The sequence below is a fragment of the Streptomyces sp. NPDC050145 genome (assembly GCF_044460245.1).
Classification (GTDB): domain Bacteria; phylum Actinomycetota; class Actinomycetes; order Streptomycetales; family Streptomycetaceae; genus Streptomyces.
In genome coordinates, this window is record NZ_JBITJS010000018.1 from 134,725 (window position 1) to 152,930 (window position 18,206).

15 protein-coding genes and 1 pseudogene are annotated in these 18,206 nt (G+C 72.3%); 2 read left to right on the forward strand and 14 right to left on the reverse strand.

Translation table 11 applies throughout. The features are described 5' to 3' along the window. Positions 1-102 precede the first annotated feature (102 nt). The 8 genes and pseudogenes from ACIBTU_RS31205 to ACIBTU_RS31240 all read right to left on the reverse strand — a co-directional run bounded on the left by ACIBTU_RS31205 (position 103) and on the right by ACIBTU_RS31240 (position 8,740). Positions 103-896, reverse strand: a pseudogene (locus ACIBTU_RS31205) (DUF1684 domain-containing protein). Further along, the gene (locus ACIBTU_RS31210) at positions 893-2,215 is read right to left on the reverse strand and encodes an LLM class flavin-dependent oxidoreductase (protein WP_399129988.1); all 1,323 of its coding nucleotides are present in this window, start codon (positions 2,213-2,215) and stop codon (positions 893-895) included. The pseudogene ACIBTU_RS31205 and the gene ACIBTU_RS31210 overlap by 4 nt, the downstream one beginning before the upstream one ends. Continuing rightward, positions 2,212-3,306 carry an LLM class flavin-dependent oxidoreductase gene (locus tag ACIBTU_RS31215; protein ID WP_399129989.1) on the reverse strand — a complete coding sequence of 365 codons (1,095 nt, stop codon included), beginning with the start codon at positions 3,304-3,306 and terminating at the stop codon, positions 2,212-2,214. The genes ACIBTU_RS31210 and ACIBTU_RS31215 overlap by 4 nt, the downstream gene beginning before the upstream one ends. Before the next feature lie 40 nt (positions 3,307-3,346). After that, on the reverse strand, positions 3,347-4,327 hold the full coding sequence (locus tag ACIBTU_RS31220) for an ABC transporter substrate-binding protein (protein WP_399129990.1): 981 nt from the start codon (positions 4,325-4,327) through the stop codon (positions 3,347-3,349). A gap of 45 nt (positions 4,328-4,372) precedes the next feature. Beyond that, entirely contained in the window at positions 4,373-5,161 is a 789-nt protein-coding gene (locus tag ACIBTU_RS31225; protein WP_399129991.1) for an amino acid ABC transporter ATP-binding protein, read from the reverse strand. Further along, entirely contained in the window at positions 5,158-6,066 is a 909-nt protein-coding gene (locus tag ACIBTU_RS31230; protein ID WP_399129992.1) for an amino acid ABC transporter permease, read from the reverse strand. The genes ACIBTU_RS31225 and ACIBTU_RS31230 overlap by 4 nt, the downstream gene beginning before the upstream one ends. 38 nt (positions 6,067-6,104) lie before the next feature. Further along, on the reverse strand, positions 6,105-7,895 hold the full coding sequence (locus ACIBTU_RS31235; protein ID WP_399129993.1) for an FAD/NAD(P)-binding protein: 1,791 nt from the start codon (positions 7,893-7,895) through the stop codon (positions 6,105-6,107). Continuing rightward, a complete protein-coding gene (locus tag ACIBTU_RS31240; protein ID WP_399129994.1) occupies positions 7,892-8,740 on the reverse strand; it encodes an amino acid ABC transporter permease in 849 nt (282 codons plus the stop codon). The genes ACIBTU_RS31235 and ACIBTU_RS31240 overlap by 4 nt, the downstream gene beginning before the upstream one ends. Before the next feature lie 521 nt (positions 8,741-9,261). On the opposite strand from ACIBTU_RS31240, the gene ACIBTU_RS31245 reads away from it, so the two are divergent. Next, on the forward strand, positions 9,262-10,203 hold the full coding sequence (locus ACIBTU_RS31245; RefSeq protein ID WP_399129995.1) for an ABC transporter substrate-binding protein: 942 nt from the start codon (positions 9,262-9,264) through the stop codon (positions 10,201-10,203). Between the two features lie 18 nt (positions 10,204-10,221). Here ACIBTU_RS31245 and ACIBTU_RS31250 read toward each other — a convergent pair whose 3' ends face one another. The 5 genes from ACIBTU_RS31250 to ACIBTU_RS31270 form a co-directional block, all read right to left on the reverse strand. After that, positions 10,222-10,812: a GTP-binding protein gene (locus ACIBTU_RS31250; RefSeq protein ID WP_399129996.1), complete on the reverse strand. Its 591-nt coding sequence runs from the start codon at positions 10,810-10,812 to the stop codon at positions 10,222-10,224. After that, positions 10,796-11,164, reverse strand: coding sequence for a DUF742 domain-containing protein (locus ACIBTU_RS31255; protein ID WP_399129997.1), 369 nt, complete (start codon positions 11,162-11,164; stop codon positions 10,796-10,798). The genes ACIBTU_RS31250 and ACIBTU_RS31255 overlap by 17 nt, the downstream gene beginning before the upstream one ends. Beyond that, positions 11,161-11,589 (reverse strand): roadblock/LC7 domain-containing protein, encoded by a 429-nt coding sequence (locus ACIBTU_RS31260; RefSeq protein WP_399129998.1) that lies wholly within the window; start codon positions 11,587-11,589, stop codon positions 11,161-11,163. Before ACIBTU_RS31260 ends, ACIBTU_RS31255 begins: the two co-directional genes overlap by 4 nt. Next, positions 11,586-13,973 (reverse strand): nitrate- and nitrite sensing domain-containing protein, encoded by a 2,388-nt coding sequence (locus ACIBTU_RS31265; RefSeq protein ID WP_399129999.1) that lies wholly within the window; start codon positions 13,971-13,973, stop codon positions 11,586-11,588. The genes ACIBTU_RS31260 and ACIBTU_RS31265 overlap by 4 nt, the downstream gene beginning before the upstream one ends. A gap of 213 nt (positions 13,974-14,186) precedes the next feature. Further along, positions 14,187-15,464 carry a DUF5685 family protein gene (locus ACIBTU_RS31270; RefSeq protein ID WP_399130000.1) on the reverse strand — a complete coding sequence of 426 codons (1,278 nt, stop codon included), beginning with the start codon at positions 15,462-15,464 and terminating at the stop codon, positions 14,187-14,189. A gap of 367 nt (positions 15,465-15,831) precedes the next feature. Between ACIBTU_RS31270 and ACIBTU_RS31275 the strand changes: the two genes are divergently transcribed. Next, a complete protein-coding gene (locus ACIBTU_RS31275; RefSeq protein WP_399130001.1) occupies positions 15,832-16,272 on the forward strand; it encodes a cell division protein SepF in 441 nt (146 codons plus the stop codon). An 80-nt stretch (positions 16,273-16,352) separates the two neighbouring features. Here the strand turns inward: ACIBTU_RS31275 and ACIBTU_RS31280 are convergent, their stop codons facing one another. Further along, complete coding sequence (locus ACIBTU_RS31280) at positions 16,353-18,002, reverse strand: MFS transporter (RefSeq protein WP_399130002.1); 1,650 nt, start codon at positions 18,000-18,002, stop codon at positions 16,353-16,355. Positions 18,003-18,206 lie beyond the last annotated feature (204 nt).

Genomic DNA, 18,206 nt, shown 5'->3' on the forward strand with positions numbered 1-18,206 from the left:
CAACTACCCGGCACAAGGGTGCCTTTCGGCCTTCCACCGGTTCTCCGCAAGCATGACGGCATGCCCCGACGGCTTCACGCCGCCGGGGCCCGGCTCGGCCTGTCAGACGGTGACGGGGGCGGCCAGGTTCCGTTCACCCGCGTCGACGGCCACGGGCAGGGTGTTGCCCGGGGGCGGGAAGGGGCAGACGAAGTGGTCGGCGAAGGCGCAGCTGGGCAGCACGGCGCGGTTCAGGTCGACGGTCGTGCGGCCCTCGGCCCCGGGCGCGTCCGCGTACAGGAAGCGGAAGCGGTACGTGCTCTTCCCGCTGGTGGCGTCGGCGAAGACGGCCCAGAGCCGGCCGTCGGGCAGCCCCGTCACGCGCAGGGCGTGGCGCCGGCCGTCGAGCGTGAAGGACAGCTCCCCGGCGAGCCCGAGCCCGCGCTCCACGCCGTCGGCGTTCCCGACACGGATCTCATGCGTCTCGTCGTACGGCGTGAACCGTGCGGGGAGGGTCCAGCGCGGGTCGTGGGGCGCGAGGTCGATCCCGGTGAAAGCGGTGCGGGTGGGGGCGGCGGGGTCGAAGTCCCGTACCGCCCACAGGCCTTCGCGGACGATGACGACGAGCCGGCGCTCGCCGAGCGGCACGGTGGTGTCGGCGGCCAGCCTGAGCTCGCCCGTCGTCTCGTACCCGTCGTCGGGACCCGCGGTGAGGACGACGGCGTCACCCTCGGCGCGCCAGTGACCCGGGATGGCCGGAAGTTGCCCTTCCGGATGGTCGGCGAGCATGGGGGTCCCCCCTGCTCCTTAAGAGCTTGGGGGAGGGTGCCCGCGAGGGCGAGCGGGCCGTGCGGGGCGGAGACGGTGGCGGTCCGCTCCTCGTGCCACTGCTTGCGGAGATCGGCGGCGTCGGTCATGCGGTGGGGATCCTTTCGTGGCGCGGGGCCGGGACGGGCAGCCCGAGGTGGGAGCGCAGGGTCGTGCCGGTGTATTCCGTGCGGAAGACGCCGCGCTCCTGGAGGAGGGGGACGACCTGGTCGACGAAGTCGTCGAGGCCGCCCGGGGTGAGGTGCGGGACGAGGATGAACCCGTCGGCGGCCCCGGCCTGCACGAAGGCGTCGATCTCGGCGGCGACGGCCGCCGGGGTGCCGATGAAGGACTGGCGGCGCGTGGTCTCGATGACGGTCTGCCGGATCGACAGGCCCTTGTCGCGGGACAGCGCCCGCCACTTCTCGGCCAGTTCGAACACGTCGCCGCGGTGGGTGCGCCCCTGGGAGAGGCCCGTGTCGGGCACCGGGTCGATGTCGGGCAGCGGTCCGTCCGGGTCGTACGCGGAGAGGTCGACGCCCCAGACCTGTTCGAGGGTGAGGAGCGCGTTCTGCGGGGAGACCTGCTGCCGGCGGATCCCGGCGGCCTTCTCCTGGGCCTCCTCCGCGGTGTCGCCGAGCACGAAGGTGACGCCCGGCATGATCTTGAGGTCGTCGGGCGCGCGTCCGTAGCGGGCGAGCCGGCCCTTCACGTCGGCGGAGAAGGCGCGGCCCGCCTCCAGGGTCCCGTGGCGGGTGAAGACGACATCGGCGGCGGACGCGGCGAACTCGCGGCCCTCGTCGGAGTCGCCGGCCTGGATCACGACCGGGTGCCCCTGCGGCGGGCGCGCCGGTCCGAGTTCGCCCTCGACGGTGAAGTGCTGTCCCGCGTGGCGGAACGGGCGCTCGGCGCCCGCGTCCCACACCTGCCGGGCCACGTCCACGAACTCGGCGGCCCGGGTGTACCGGTCCGCGCGGTCGAGGAAGCCGCCGCGCCGGAAGTTCTCGCCGGTGAACGCGTCGGAGGAGGTCACCACGTTCCACGCGGCGCGGCCCCCGCTGAGGTGGTCCAGGGTGGCGAAGCGGCGGGCCGTCTCGTACGGCTCGTTGAAGGTGGCGTTGACCGTGGCGGCGAGACCGAGCCGGTCCGTGACGGCCGCGAGGGCGTTCAGGACCGTGAGCGACTCGGGCCGGCCGACGACGTCGAGGTCGTGGATGCGGCCCTTGTGCTCGCGCAGCCGCAGCCCCTCCGCGAGGAAGAAGAAGTCGAACAGGCCGCGTTCGGCGGTGCGGGCCAGATGCTCGAAGGACGCGAAGTCGATCTGGGAGCGCGACCGGGGGTCGGCCCAGACGGTGGTGTTGTTGACGCCCGGGAAGTGCGCGGCGAGGTGCACCTGCCGGGGCGTGTCGTAGGACGAGGTCGATGTCATCGCCGCTCCCCCGCGGTGGCGTACTGGTTGACGGGCCGGGCGAGCCCCAGGTGTTCGCGCAGGGTGCTGCCCGGATAGAAGGTGCGGAACAGGCCGCGGTGCTGGAGCAGCGGCACGGTCCCGTTGACGAGGCGTTCCAGGTCGCGGCGCGGGTCGAGCGGCGTGAGGTGGAAGCCGTCGGCGGCGCCGCCCCGGTGCCAGTCGGCGATCAGGTCGGCGAGGTCGACGGGCCCGCCGCGGTACAGCGGGCCGCCCTCGGCGGGCAGCGGGCCGCCGCCGTGGCCGGGCCGCGCGGCGCGCTCCCCCGCGCCGAGGTCGATGCGCAGCGCGGCGAGGACCCGCAGGGTGTCGGGGTCGCGCCCCAGTTCGGCGGCGCGGCGGCGCAGTGCGGCGCGCGCGGCGGAGATCCGGTCCGGTTCGGCCTCCGCGACGAGGGCGACGTCGGCGTGCCGGGCGGCGGCCTCGGCGGAGTGGGGCGAACCGGCGTCGACGACGACCACGGGGTGGCCCTGCGGCGGGCGCGGCACGATGGACGGGCCACGCACGGAGAAGGTCGGTCCCTCGTGGTCGACGTGGTGGAGCTTGTCGCGGTCGACGAAGCGGCCGGTGGCGACGTCCCGGATCTCGGCGTCGTCCTCCCAGCTGTCCCACAGCTTGCGGGCCGCGTCGACGACGTCGCCGGCCTCCGCCCACAGGGCGGCGGGCGGGGCCGGGTCCCGGCGTCCGAAGAGCCTGGCCTCGGCGGCGCCGGTGGAGACGTCGGGCCGCCAGCCGGCCCGGCCGCGGCTCACCCAGTCGAGGGTGGCGACCGCGGCCTGCACGTGGAACGGCTCGGTGTGCGTGGTGGTGACGGTCGGCACGAGTCCGATCCGGGTGGTGCGGGGCGCGAGCCGGGACAGGACGGCGAGGCCGTCGGGGCCCGGCGCGGCGAACGAGTCGTGCAGCGTCACGAAGTCGAGCGCGCCGTGCTCGGCGAGCCGGACCGCACGCTCGTACGGTTCGGCCTCGTAGGCCTCGGCCGCGTACGGGTCCGGGAGGTCGACGGCCGCGGCGAGGTGCAGCGACCGGCGTCCGGCGGGACGGGTGGTCATGGGTGGCGGACCTCTCTGGGAGAACCGGTGGCGGGGGCGGTCACGGCTTGGGCAGGCCCGGCGGGTTGATCTCGGACTTCGGCACGGCCTCGCTCGACAGGCCCCAGCGCTTGAGCACGCGCCCGTACGAGCCGTCCTCGATGACGTGGTTCAGTGCGGCGGCGTACGCGTCGACGAGGCCGCTGTCCTTCTTCGTGGTGGCGGCGATCTTGCCCTGGACGAGGTCGCCGCCACCGGAGATGGTGCCGATGATCTGCGACTGGCCGGCGGACGCGACGTGGTAGGCGGAGGCGGGGCTCGGGCCGAGGTAGGCGTCGATGCGGCCGGACTGGAGCGCCAGGTAGTAGTCGGTGTCCTTCTGGAAGTACTTGATGGCGACGGGCTTGCGGCCGGCCTTCTCGTTCTGCTCGCTCCAGTCGACGAGGATCTTCTCCTGGTTGGTCCCGGAGGAGACGGCGATGGTCTTCCCGGCCACGTCCTTGGGCCCCTTGACCCGCCAGCTCGTGCCCTTCTTGGCCTCGAAGGCGATGTTGTCGAGCCGGTAGGTGGCGAAGTCGTACTTCTCCTTGCGCTCCTCGGTCACCGTGACGTTGGAGAAGACGGCGTCGAACTTTCCGCTGTCGAGGCCGACGAAGAGGTTCTCCCAGCTCACCTGTTCCTGCTGGATCTTGAGGCCGAGGGTGTCGGCGACGAGGGTGGCGAGGTCGATCTCGGAGCCGATCCGGGTCTTGTCGTCGGTGGCGAAGAAGCCGAGCGGTGGCGAGGCGTCGGCGCTGCCTCCGAGCCGGAGCGTGCCGCGCCTGCGCACGGACTCGGGCACCAGCGCGGCGATGGCCTCGACCTTCTTGCCGCGGATGCGGTTCTGGTCGGGGCCGATGTTGACGTTCCCGACCTTCTTGGTGCCCGCGGCGCCCGCTCCGCCCGTCCGGGCGGCGGCGTCGCTGTCACCTCCGCAGGCGGCGAGCAGGGGCGCCGCCGCGAGAGCGGCGAAGGAGGCGACGAGGGCACGACGGTTCAGCATGGGAGTTCTCCTCAACGGTGAAGTAGGAAAAAAGGGGAGGGGAGTTCAGAGGACCTTCGAGAGGAAGGCCTTGGTGCGGTCCTCGCGCGGCGCGTCCAGCACCTCGGCGGGGGCGCCCTGTTCGACGATGCGGCCCTCGTCCATGAAGACGACGGTGTCCGCGACCTCGCGGGCGAAGCCGATCTCGTGGGTGACGACGATCATCGTGGTGCCCTGGTGGGCCAGGTCCTTGATGACGTCGAGGACCTCGCCGACGAGTTCGGGGTCGAGCGCGGAGGTCGGCTCGTCGAACAGGAGCAGCTTGGGCTCCAGCGCGAGCGCGCGGGCGATGGCGACGCGCTGCTGCTGACCGCCGGAGAGCTGGCGCGGGTAGGCGTCCGCCTTGTCGCCGAGCCCGACCCGGTCGAGCAGCCGGCGGGCCGTCTCGGCGGCCTGGGCGCGGGGCCGCTTCAGGGCGGAGACCGGCGCCTCGACGATGTTCTCCAGGACGGTCAGGTGCGGGAACAGGTTGAAGTTCTGGAAGACGAAGCCGATGTGGGTGCGCTGCTTGAGGACCTCGCGCTCGCGCAGCTCGTACAGCTTGTCGCCGGACCTGCGGTAGCCGACGAGGGCGCCGTCGACGCTGATCCAGCCGCTGTCGACCTTCTCCAGGTGGTTGATGGTGCGCAGCAGCGTCGACTTGCCGGAACCGGACGGGCCGAGGACGACGGTGACCTCGCCGGTGCGGACCTGGAGGTCGATGCCGCGCAGCACCTCCAGCGGGCCGAAGCTCTTGTGCACGGACTTGATGTCGACCATGGGGGCGGCTTCGGGGGTCGAGGTGGCGGCGCTCATCGGGTCGTGCCTTTCGCGTAGTGACGTTCGACGTAGTGCTGGAGTACGGAGAGCGCGCTGGTCAGGAGGATGTACCAGGCGGTGGCGATCATGAGCAGGGGGACTACGCGGCCGTTGCGGCCGTAGATGACCTGCACCTGGTAGAAGAGTTCGCCGATCGCCATGACGGAGACGATCGAGGTGCCCTTGAAGAGGGAGATGACCTCGTTGGCGGCGTTCGGCAGGATCGAGCGCATGGCCTGCGGCAGCACGATGCGGCGGATCTGCCGCAGCCGCGGGATGCCGAGCGCCGCCGCGGCCTCCAGCTGTCCGCCGTCGACGGCGAGCACGCCGCCGCGCACGATCTCGGCGGCGTACGCGGCCTGGTGCAGGGCGAGACCGAGGACGGCGGCGCTCATCGCGCCGACCAGGCCCATGGTGTCGAAGGAGAAGAAGCCGGGCCCGAAGGGGATGCCGAACTGCAGCTCCTTGTAGAGGTAGGCCAGGTTGAACCAGAAGAGCAGCTGCACGATGAGCGGGATCGAGCGGAAGGCCCAGATGTAGCCGAACGCCACGGTCCGCAGGAAGCGGCTGCGCGACAGGCGCATGAACGCGAGCACGATGCCGAGCGCGAAGCCGAGGGCCGTGCCGTAGAAGGTGAGCTGGAGCGTCGTCCAGACGGCTTTGAGGACGACGTCGGCGGTGAAGAACTCGCCGAACACCTCCCATTCCCAGCCGGGGTTGGTGACGAGCCCGTGCACGAACTGGGCCAGCAGCACGGCGGTCACGGCGATGGCGACCCAGCGCCAGGGGTGCCGCACGGGCACGACCTTCAGGCTGCCCGGATCGTCGGCGACCGGCGCCGCGACGGCTTTCACCTCCTTCTCGGCGGAGGTCTTGAGGGGTGGATCGCTGGTCAGAGACATGGGGGTCCTAAGGGGGCGAGAGCGGGGGTGCACGGGGATCAGGCCGCGGCGGCGCGACAGTCCAGGTCGCGCAGCAGGTCGAGCACGGCCCGCGCGGTGGCGTCGTTCTGCCGGAACGAGGGGCTGTTGGTGCGCGGCCGGGTGAAGGCTCCGGCGCCCCGCGCGTTCGTGTGCGGGCCGAGCGCGAAGCGGCGCGGGTGGGCGCTGCCGTCGCGGTGCAGGACGCGGCCGTCGGCGGGGTCGACGGCGAGCAGCCCGGTGGGCGTGGCGGCGGCACCCTCGGCGTGCAGTGCGCGCAGCAGGCTGTCCCGGGTGCGGGCGAGCGTGGGCTGCGGGAGGCGGGCCTCGACGAGGGCGCGGGCCTCGACGACGGCGCCGGGCACGGTGTCGCCGGTGGCCCGGAAGACACCGTCCTCGGCGCTCACCCGCACGCCGGCGCCGAGGAAGCGGACGACGCCCGCGCGGGACAGGGCGAGCAGTTGGCGCAGGCGCGGGCCGGGCGGCCCGGAGGCCAGGTAGCTGAAGAAGCCGTGCCACCAGGGGCCGAGGTCGCCGAGCCGGACGAGCTGCCCGTACACGGAGAGCAGGCCGAGGAAGACGGCGAGGTCCTGGTCGTGCGCGGGGTCGTGCCGGCGTTCCAGGTCGGCGGTGATGTAGCCGCGCAGGGCCTCCTGCAGCTCCTCGGGCGAGCGGTGGCGGATGCCGTCGAGGGGGTGGTCGAGGGCGGCGAGGTCGAGCCGGTCGGCGGGGTCGGGCACGGAGGCGGCGACGAGGGCCTGGAGTTCGGCGCCGAGCGGGTCGGCGGCGGCGTACTTCTCCTCGAAGTCGGTCCAGGCGACGGCGGTGCGCTCGGGGTGCGCGGTGAACAGGCGGTGGTAGTGCGCGAAGCCGAGCTCCTTGTCGATGAGCGGCCACACGTCGCGCCGGAAGTCGAACCCGCCTTCGCGGGCGAGGAGTTCGTCGATCTGCGCGGGTCCGAGGAAGCGGGGCAGCGGCGGCCGCGCGCCCAGGGTGTCGTCCCAGTCGTAGCCGATCTTGGAGTGGTAGGGCACGCCGCGCCGGGAGCCGACGTGCAGCACGGGCTCGCGGCCCGACGGGATGTAGCGGTCCCCTTCGAAGCGGCCGCCGCGCCCCTCGGTGAGCAGCACCGTCAGGTCGACGAAGGCGAGCCCGAAGCCCCGCACGATGACGTCCTGGCCCGGCGCGAGGGCGCTCAGGTCGGAGTCGGCGGTGAAGTCCGGCGGCAGGTGGACGAGCCCGTGACGCGCCGCGTACGCGCTCAAATCGCGTTGCTCGTCGTCGAGTTCGGCGTCGAGGTGCCCCTGCGTGAGGACGACGGCGTCGGCGAGCAGGGGGCGCGGCCGGTCCTCCAGCCACACCTGCTGGCGGCCGTGCCGGGCGCCGGCGAGGCGCAGGGCGCGCCGCGCGTGGTGGTGGACGACGACGCCCTCGGGCAGGGCGGCGACGGCCTTCTCGTACACCCAGCGCAGATAGCCGCCCTGGCGCCGGCGGTCGGGAAAGGTACGGCCGTCGAGTCCGGCCCAGGTGTGCAGGGCGGGGCCGGGCAGCACGGGCCCGTCGAGCTCCACGGTGTCGTCGGTGAACATGGTGACGTCCTGGGCCTGCGAGTTCATCCAGAGCAGCGGGGACTGGTCCTCGCGCCAGATGCGTCCGCCGCCCGGCGGGTACGGGTCGACGAGGTGGATGTCGAGGTGCCAGGGCCCATCCCCGTCAGGGGCGTTGGCGGCGATCCGTTCCAGGACTCCGGTCCCCCGCGGCCCGGCTCCGACGACGACGAGCGAGCGGCGCGGCGGCCGCGCGGCGCTCATCGGCCGGCTCCGCGCGCGTAGTGCCGCTCGACGTAGTACTGGCCGACGCTGAGCAGGGAGGTGACGACGACGTACCAGAGCGTGGCGACCAGGAGCAGCGGGATGACCTGGTAGGTGCGGTGGTAGACGAGCTGCACGGAGTAGAGCAGGTCCTGCACGGCGATGACGCTGACGATGGAGGTGCCCTTGAGGGTGCCGATCAGCATGTTCCCGGCGGGCGGGACGATGGAGCGCATCGCCTGCGGCAGCACGATCCGGCGCCAGCGCCGGGAGCGGCTGAGCCCGAGCGCCTGGGCGGCCTCGATCTGGCCGCGGTCGACGGAGAGGATGCCGCCGCGCACCACTTCGGCGGCGTACGCGGCCTCGTGCAGGGTCAGTCCGACGACGGCGACGGTGACGGGGCCGAACAGGTCGACGGTCCTGATGCCGAGGATGTGCGGGTACAGGGCGCCGATGTTGAACCAGAACAGCAGCTGGACCAGGATCGGCATGGAGCGGAACAGCCACACGTAGCCCCAACTGACCGCGCGCAGCACGGGGTTGGCGGACAGGCGCAGGACGGCGAGCAGGGTGCCGAGGGCGAAGCCGAGGGCCATCACGAGGGCGGTGAGCCACAGGGTGAGGCCGAGGCCGCGCAGCACGGCCGTGGTGGTGAAGTAGTCGGCGACGACGCCCCACTGGAAGGCCTCGTTGCGCAGGACCGAGTTCACGGCGAGGCCGAGCAGGGTGAGCACGAGGGCGGCGGCGAGCCACTGGCCGGTGCGGCGCCGCGCGACGATGCGGGGCGGTGCGGCGCCGGAAGCGGCCCGGCGGGGCGTTGTCTTGGTGAGGGTCTGTGAGGACATGGCAGGCTCCGATGGCCGGAACTCCGGCACGGTCTTGCCTTCACGTCTGCGGTCTTGCCGGCACCGAGCCCCTCAGCAGCGGTACCGCACCGAGAGTAAGGGGCTGTTCACGGCTCCTGTCAAGGCTGTCCACACTGTGAGCCGTACGTCTCAAGCGAGTTGACGCGGAAACGGATGCCTGTTCCACTTGGCCCATGCATCCGCAGCAGTGGCTGGTCACGCGCTCCCACATCGACTTCGGTCGAGTGTGGTCCGCGTCTTGTTGATGCCCTTCCGGCGTCCTCTTCGCGACGCCCGCTGACGCCCGCGCTCACTCCGCGCGCGTCACGCCCTTCTCGCTCCGCCTCTTCATTCGACGGATCCCTCGGATCCGTAGCACTCACGCGTCCGTACGCGCGGCCACCGTGCCGTGCGCCCCTTCGCGCCTTCACCTCGCTGCACCCTCCCCTCCCCTCGCTCCACCCTGTTTCCGCCTGCTTCCGTCTGCTTCCGCGCCGCCGTAGAAGGGCATCCACCTCGCCATGCGCTCCTCCACCCTGACCTCCGCCTTCGCGCTGATCACCGTCGCGACCCTCGGACTGACCGCGTGCGGCTCCGGTGACGCGACGGACGCGGCGCCCGCGGGTGCCGCGAAGAGCGACAAGATCCCCACCCAGGACGTGACCTCGTCCGTACGAGAAGACCCCGCCGCCGCGAAACTGCTGCCCGACTCCGTACGGAAGAAGGGCAGCCTGAGACTCGCGGTGACCGTGGGCGGCACCCCGCCGGGCTCGGCCTATCTGCCGGACGGGAAGACGATCGCCGGCCAGGATGTCGACTTCGCCCAGGCCGTCGCGAAGGTGCTCGGCATCGAGCTGCACCAGGAGGTCGCGAGCTTCGAGGCGATCCTGCCGGCGCTCGGCAGCGGCAAGTACGACCTGGGCACGGGCAACTTCGGCGTCACCGACGAGCGCCGCAGGACCATCGACTTCGTGACCTACATCAACGACGGCCAGGGCTTCGCCGTCCGCAAGGACAGCGACCTGAAGAAGGTCACCGACCTCAAGCAGCTGTGCGGGCTGAACGTGGCCACGGGCGCGGGCACGACGTTCGAGGCGACGCTGGAGGAGAACAAGGGCGTCTGCGCGGACGCGGGCAAGAAGGCGTACAGCGTGAAGACGTACGCGGAGTCGAGCGCGATCTGGTCGTCGCTGCAGCAGGGCCGCTCGGACGTCGTGATGAGCACCATCAACGGGCTGCGCTACGCGGTGGAACACCAGGAGGGGCTGCGGTTCCTGAACGAGTTCCACCGCCTGGACGTCGGTTTCGCGTTCAAGAAGGGCACCCCGCTCGCGCCGGCCTTCCGGGCGGCGGTGAACAAGCTGATCGCGGACGGCACGTACACCCGCATCCTGAAGAAGTGGGGTACGGCGCCGTCCGCGATCGAGCGGTCCCGGATCTCGCCTCCGGAGATCAAGGACTGAGCCGGGGCCGGGCCGGGGTCAGACCCCGACCGGCCGGCGGCCGCGGGTGCGGACGCCGATGACCTGGTCCATGAGCGCCCCGAGGACGTCACGCACGGAGGCGCGGGCCCGGGCGTCGCACTCGACGACCGGGACCTCGTCGCCGACGCCGAGCGCCTCACGGATCTCGGCGAGATCGAAGCGCTCGGCGCCGTCGAACCGGTTGACGGCGAGCACGAACGGCGTGCCCTGCGCCTCGAAGTAGTCGAGTGCGGGGAAGCAGTCCTCGATGCGCCGCGTGTCGACCAGCACGATGGTGCCGATCGCGCCCTCAACCAGGTCGTCCCAGAGGAAGGAGAACCGGTCCTGTCCCGGGGTGCCGAACAGGTAGAGGGCGAGCGACGCGTCGAGGGTGATCCGGCCGAAGTCCAGGGCCACGGTCGTGGTCGTCTTGCCCTCGACGCCGTCGAGCGAGTCGACACCGAGCGACACCTGGGTGATCGCGGCCTCGGTGTCCAGGGGTTCGATCTCGGAGACCGCACCGATGAACGTGGTCTTGCCGACGCCGAGTCCACCGCTGACCACGATCTTCACGGCCAGCGGCGCGCGGCGTTCAGAGCGCCCTGACATGGTCTCTGATCCTTTCGAGGGTGTGGAGCGGAAGCTCCGCGGGTTGCGAGCAGGTCAGGTGACCGCTGACGACGAGGTCGGAGACGAGCACCTTGGCGACGCCGAGCGGCACCTCCACCGCCTCCGCGATCTGGGCGAGGGTGGTGGCCTGCGCGCAGAGCGCCACGATCCGCCGGCGCTCGAAGGCGAGGGGTGCGGACCCCTCCACCGGGTCGCAGGCGACCACGAGCGTCTCCAGGCGCAGATCGGCCTGGGCGGGCAGCGCGCGGCCGCCGGTGATGATGAACGGACGGACGAACTGGGTGTCCGCGGCCTCGTCGTCCTCCGCCCCATGAGGTCGGTCGGTGCTCATCGCGGCAGCGTCTCCCGCAGATCGGCGATGAGCATCGGGTTCAGCAGGTCACCGGCCCGCTCCGCGAGGACGGCCATCTCGTAGCCGACGAGGCCGAGTTCGCCGCTGCTGTCGGCGAGCACGCCGAGGCAGGAGCCGTCCCGGATCGCCGAGACCAGCAGGAAACCGCGGCCCATCTCGATCATGATGAGTTTGACCCCGTCGAAGCCGTAGCGCTTGGAAGCACTGCGGGCGAGGCTGGACAGGCCCGACACGATCGCGGACAGGTGGTCGGCCTCGGTGCGGCCGAGTCCGTCGGAGACGGCGATCAGCAGTCCGTCGGAGGAGACGGCCACGGCGTCCCGGACCCCGTCCGTGTGGCGGACGAAGTTGGCGAGGAGCCAGTTGAAGGTCTGCGAGTCGCCTCGCGTGTCGACGGTGCTCACTTCTCACCCTTCCCTTCGCTCGACGTACCTGAGGTGCCCGAGGTCTTCGACTGTTCGGCGGCGGCCCGCTCCTTCTCCACGCTGATGGCGCCGCGCATGTGGGCGCTGCGGAGGCTGGAGAGCATGCCCGACACCTGGTCGGGGCCGCGCTCGACGGCCGGCGCCGGGGGCGCGGGCCGCTCCGGCTCGCCGCTCTCCCGTACGACCTTGGCGATGGCGCTGCGCTGGGGGCGCTTGACCAGGCCGTTGCGGGTACGGGCGGCGGAGGGCGCGCTGGCGCTCACGGCGGCGGGTTCCCTGGCCGAGCCCGGCTCCGGAGCGGTGTCCGCGGCCGTGCCCCGCGCGGGCTCGCGCTCGGCACGCGGGGCCGGCAGCTCGACGGGGCGCCGTCCGCCGTCCGCGGCCTTCCTGCCGCTCGCGGCGGCCTTGGCGGCCTTCTTCTTGTCCTTGGCGGTGGGCTCGGTGAGCAGCGTGGCCGGGATGAGGACGCGCGCGACGACACCGGCCGCGGGAGCCTCGCCGAGCCGCACCTCGATGCCGCACCTGCGGGCGAGGGCGCCGACCACGAAGTGGCCGAGGAACCGGGTGGGTTCGGCCATGAAACCGGCCGCGCCGGACAGCCGGACGTTGGCCTCGGCGAGGGCCTTGCTGTCCATGCCGTGGCCGTGGTCGACGATCGCGACGAGGTAGCCCTCGCTGGTGCGCCGGCCCTCGATCTCGACCTCGGACTCGGGCGGCGAGAAGCTCAGCGCGTTCTCCACCAGCTCGGCGAACAGGTGGGCGACCTCGGCGACGTGCAGTCCGCTGATGTGCGCGGTGTCGACGCGGCGCAGCGTGACGCGGCGGTACTCCTCGACCTCGGAGAGCGAGGCGCGCAGGACGTCGGTCATGGAGAGCGCGGTGGACCAGGTGCGGGGGCTGGACTCGCCCGCGAGCACGAGCAGCGACTCGGCGTTGCGGCGCATGCGGGTCGCGAGGTGGTCGAGCTCGAAGAGGTTGGCGAGGGTGTCCGGGTCGGCGTCCTCGTGCTCCAGCCGGTTGATGAAGCTGATCTGACGGCGGACCAGGTTCTGGTTGCGGCGGCCGAGGCTGACGAGCGACTCGGTGGCGTTGCGGCGCAGTACGGCCTGTTCGGTGGCGAGGTCGAACGCGGCGCGCTGGACCCGGTCGAAGGCCTCGGCCACGTCGCGGACCTCGGCGCCCGCGTAGGCGTCCGGGGTGAGCGGCTCGGGCGGGTCGGGCTGTTCGCCGTCCGCGGCCTGCACGGCGGCGACGGCCTTGGGCAGCCGGTCGTCGGCGACGTCGCGGGCCTGCTCGGCGAGCCGGCTGAGGGGGCCGGACACGGAGCGGACGCAGTTGCGGGCGAGGGCGCCGACGGCGGCGGCCATGACGAGGGCGAACACCAGGAAGAGCAGCAGGTCGAGGCCTGCCCGGCGCTCCAGCTCGAGGGCGCGGGCCTGGATGTCGTCGCCGACGGAGACCTGGACGCCGCGCAGGCCGTCGATGGTCGCGGTGATCGACTGGTACCAGGACATGGGCGGGATGTCGCGGGCGGAGAGCTTGCCCGCGCCGCGCACGGCGTTCTCCTCGTAGTCGAAGGTGCGCTGCGCCTCGGGGGTGCCGAGGGCGTCGGCGAGGCGCCGGCGCTCGCCCGGGGTGGCGGTGCTCGGCAGGGCGTCGAGGGCGGCGAGCCGGCCGGCCCGCATCTGCATGAAGCGGCTGTAGTCGTCGCCCCGGAAGCGGCCGCCGGCGTCGAGGGAGCCGAGCACGATGGCGCGCTCCTCGCCGGTGAACTCCTTGGCGTTGCCGATGACCTGGAGGGTGCGGAAGGCGTCGCGCAGCTGCTCGTCCTGGACGTCCTCGAGGCCGAGGTCGGGCCGGTCGAGGGCGATCAGGGTGCTGGTGAACCAGTTGAAGGTGGGTTCGACCTTGGCGGTGCCGTTGTCGGCGGACTGGCGGATGCCGGTGAGGGCGTCCACGCGGCCCATCGTGGCCCGCACCGTGTCCGCGTCCGCGTCGTCGTGCTCGGTGAGCGTGTTCTCCAGGGTGGTGCGCGCGGCATCGGTGGTCTTGCGCTGCGCGGTCATCGGGCCGCGGAACGTCTTCTCGCCGCCGACGTAGCCGACGGTGAGTCCGCGTTCCTTCTGCAGCTCGTGGACGAACGCCTGGAGGGTGATCTCGAGTTTGGCGTTGGCGGCTCCGTGGGCCGCGTTGCGGTAGTCGGAGATGTGTCCGGCCGCGATGACGCCGAGGAGGGCGAGCAGCACGGCGAGACAGATGCCGAGGATGCGGAGCAGGCGGGACCTGATGGTCCGGGGTTTCACGGAGCGGGCGACGGCGTCCTTCACCGACGTCGCCGGTGCGGGGGGCGATGCAAGATCCACGTAATGGCCTTATAGAGAGGGCGAGTTGTCGAAACGTGCGGGTTTCTGTGCACGGTCAACGACCCTCGGGACCTCAGGTCACCCGTCCGGCCGGGGTTTTATATGGACACAACATGAACCGCCTTGATTCCGGGTCCATACAGGGATCCGCCCATGTCCCGGCAGAGCCGAACACAAGGGCGGACGACCCCTCTCAGGGGTGAGCGGCGGCGCTCAGCAGTCGCAGCAGGAGAGGCACTCGCAGCACTGGCAGCAGGAGCAGGCCTCGCAGCACGAGCCGTCGCAGTTGCTGCAGCAGCCCTCGCGCTTCTTGCGGGACCAGGCACCCTCGTACTCGTCGGCGCAGCACACCTTGCAGGTGCAGCAGAGGCCGATCGCGGCGAAGCAGCCGGCGAAGAAGCCGCGCTTCTCGGGGCGGGGCGGCTTGGCCGGGTCTCCTCCGAAGCCACCGAACCCGTCGCCGCCGAACCCGTCGCCGCCGCCCCCGGGCCCGTACGGTCCGCCGGGCCCCTGCGCGCCGCCGCCGTAGGGGTTGTTGGAGCCGTAGGCCTGGTCCGGGGTGAAGGAGCCGTGGCCGGGCGGGCCGTAGGGACCGGGCTGCTGCGGGTGGCCGTGTCCGGTGGAGCAGGTGGTCGTGCCGAAGGCGCGGTCCACGGAGCGGCCGAGCTCGTGCGCGAGCAGCAGATGCGCGAGCCGGCCGTCGACGAAGTCGACCTCGCGCAGGGCGAGCCGGATGCCGTGCACGGCGTCGTCGGCGAGCCGGCGGGCCTCGGGCAGCGGGGTGCCGGTGGCGGTGAGCGGGTTCCAGGCGCCGGCCTCGGCGTCGGCGCCCCGGTCCTCGACGGCGTCGAGGAGGTGGGCGAGCCGGCCGAAGAGGCGGCCGGCCTCGGCGAGCGGCTCCGCGTTGTGCGGGCGTCCGGCGAGCACGGCGGTGTGCGCGAAGGCGGCGGCGGTCGCGGTCTCGGTCGGCTCGGTGACGGTGAGCACGGAGGTGCCGGGTCCGGCGAGGGACTCGACGCCGGCCTGCCGCTCGACGGCGTCGATCAGCACGGCGGTGTCGAACCCGACGTCAGATCCCGTGCGCGCGCCCGCCTTTCCCCAGCTCGCGGCGACCTTGCGGGCCGCGGCGGCGACGGGCCTGCGGGCGAAGACGCCGTCCCGGTCGTCGACGTGGTCGCGGACCTTGGCCGAGGCGAGGACGAGCGAGACGGCGGCGGCGAGCCGGGCGCCCTCGCCCTGGGCGACGGAGGCGGTGCGCATGCCGCGCAGGGGGCAGGGTCCGGCCTGGCGCCGCCACCCTCCGGCCTCGGTGCGCTCGGCCTGAGCCTCCGTCAGGACCGAGACCAGCAAACCGTCATAGTTCGTGACAATCCGGGCGAACTGCCCATGATCGCCGCGCAGCGCCAGGCAGAGCCCGCACAGATGGGCCATCCACTGCGTCCTGAGCCCCTCGCCGAGCCGATGGCTGCAGGGCCTCACTATTCCGAACAAGGTGACTCCCCCGTGCGCCGCATGACGGTGCGTCAACCGGGCAGGCGCGCACCGTCACCGCGTGATGAATCCCGGCGGTCCCGGAACGACGGCATCGTACCGAGCGGGTCCGGCCTCCGGCTCGTTCACCCGTACGCACCGCAACTCACCCAAACGCCGTGAAGAATCATATTTCACTCACTGTCAGCAGCCGTACCCCACGCACCCCTTGGGAATGCCGGGATCACGCCGGGTTGACTGTGCACCAGTACCGTCACGAAAACCCCGCGCGGCGACTATCCACTTGGCGCCGCATCTGCATCATGGACGAACATTGGGGATGCACGACATGCGGAACACAGAGGGACCGCTGTGAGAGGAGGCGTCCATGGGATCGGTGCGCAAGGCGAGTGCCTGGCTTGGCCTCGTCGACGACAACGATGACGAGCGTTACTACGACGACGACTACGCCGAGGGGTCTTCCGAGCCCGGAGACGCCTGGGTGACGGACCCGCGAGTGAAGGTCGCCAGCGAGGAGGCCGTGGAGAAGGGCCGCCGGATCGGCACCGTGACCCCGGACAGCTTCCGGGACGCGCGCCGGATCGGCGAGATGTTCCGGGACGGCGTCCCGGTGATCATGAATCTCACCGCGATGGACCCCACCGACGCCAAGCGGGTCGTCGACTTCGCGGCCGGCCTCATCTTCGGCCTGCGCGGTTCGATCGACCGTGTCGCCACCCGGGTGTTCCTGCTGACCCCGGCGGACACACAGATCGTCTCCGGGCGCGAGGCGGCCGTACAGCCCGACGGGTTCTTCAACCAGAGCTGACCGGCTCCGACGGGGGCGACGGGAAGGGGTGCACCGCCCGGCCGTACGGCCGGGCGCCCGCCCTGTCCCCGCGGCGTCGGTCAGACCACGGGCGACTCGGCCCGGGACGAGGGACGTCGCTGTGCGGCGACCTCCGCGTTCCCGGCGCCCTGCGCGTCCGGCGCGCACGGTGCCGCCGGCGCCTCGCACTCCATCCGGCGCGGCAGCTTCAGCGCGGCCAGCGCGCCGAGCAGCAGCAGCACCGCGCTGACGATCAACGTGACGTGCAGTCCGTGCACGAACGCCCCCCGCGCCGCGTCGCGCAGCGAGGCCTCGGCCGCGCTCCCGAGCCGCGCGGCGATCTGGTACGCCTCGCCGAGCGAGTGCCCCGCGGCCTCGCTGTCGGAGGCCGACACCCCGGTGACCCGGGCGAGCCCCGGCGCGTACGCCGCGTTCATCACCGAGCCGAGCAGCGCGATGCCCATGCCCGCGCCGAGCTGGTACGAGGTCTCGCCGATCGCGGCCGCACCTCCGGCGTCGTCGGCCGGCGCCTCCGTGAGCATCGACTCGTAGGCACCGAAGAGGGTGCTCTGGAAGCCGAGGCCGAGCAGGACGAAGCCGGTGCCGAGCAGCCACGGCCGGTCGTTCTCGCCCATGAGGACCAGCAGCAGCACCGCGCAGGCGGTGAGCGCGAAGCCGTACGCGACCATGCGGCGCGGGCCGAGGCGGCGCAGGTTCGCCGAGCCTAGGACGCCCGCGATCATCGCCGCGAAGGTCAGCGGCAGCATGCGTACGCCGGTCTCCAGCGGGCTGAGGTCCAGCACCAGCTGGAGGTACTGGACGGCGATCAGCTCCAGGCCGACGAGCGCCAGCATGGCGATGACGATGCAGCCGACGGAGGAGGAGAACGCGGCGTTGGAGAACAGCCGCATGTCGATCAGCGGGTGCTCGCGCCGGCGCTGGCGCCGGACGAAGAGCAGGAGCAGCGCGATGCCGCCGAGGAAGGGCAGCACGGCGCCCGCGTCGAGGAGGTCCCGCTCGATGCCGAGTTCCTTGATGCCGTAGACGACGCCGAGCACGCCGAGGGCGGCCAGGAGGGCGCCGAGGAGGTCCCAGGGGCCGTCCGAGCGGCCCTTGGACTCGGGCACCAGGAGCCGGCACAGCGGGAGCATGACGGCCATCAGCGGGATGTTGATCAGGAAGACCGAGCCCCACCAGAAGTGCTCGACGAGGAAGCCGCCGAGGACCGGTCCGGTGGCGGCGCCGACGGCGGAGACCGCGGTCCACACGCCGATGGCGACGGCCCGCTCGTGCCGGTCGGGGAAGACGTCCCGCAGGATCGACAGGGTCGCGGGCATGATCATCGCGCCGCCGACGCCGAGCAGCGCCCGCGCCGCGATCAGCACCTGGGCGCTGTCGGAGACCACGGCGAGCGCGGAGGCGACGCCGAACAGGGCGTAGCCGAGGAGCAGGATCCGGCGGCGGCCGACGCGGTCGCCGAGGGTGCCGAAGAGGATCAGCAGGGAGGCGCAGACCAGTGGATAGGCGTCACCGATCCACAGCAGCTCGACCGAGGTGGGCTTCAGGTCCTCGGTGACCGAGGGCAGGGCCACGTAGAGGATGGTCGAGTCGAGCGCGACCAGGAGCAGACTTGTGCACAGGACGACGAGGACGATCCAGCGATTGGTGCGGGCCCCGGTGGCGGTCAGCCGATGGCGCAGGCGCCCGGTGGACGTGCTCGTCCCGGACATGCGTACCTCCCAGTGGTCCTCGCGTTCGGCGGATCCGGGGGCGGGGACTGCCCACGGTCTCCGGCTCGGGAGGAGCGGTCTCCCGGCCCCGCGGCGAAAGGCGAGTGAGCCGTCAGAGTACGCGAGTTCGAGCGGGTGACACGTGGCGGACCTCTCATGGAGTCGGGGAGCGGGTGTGGCGTACGCCACTCCCGGACGGGGCCG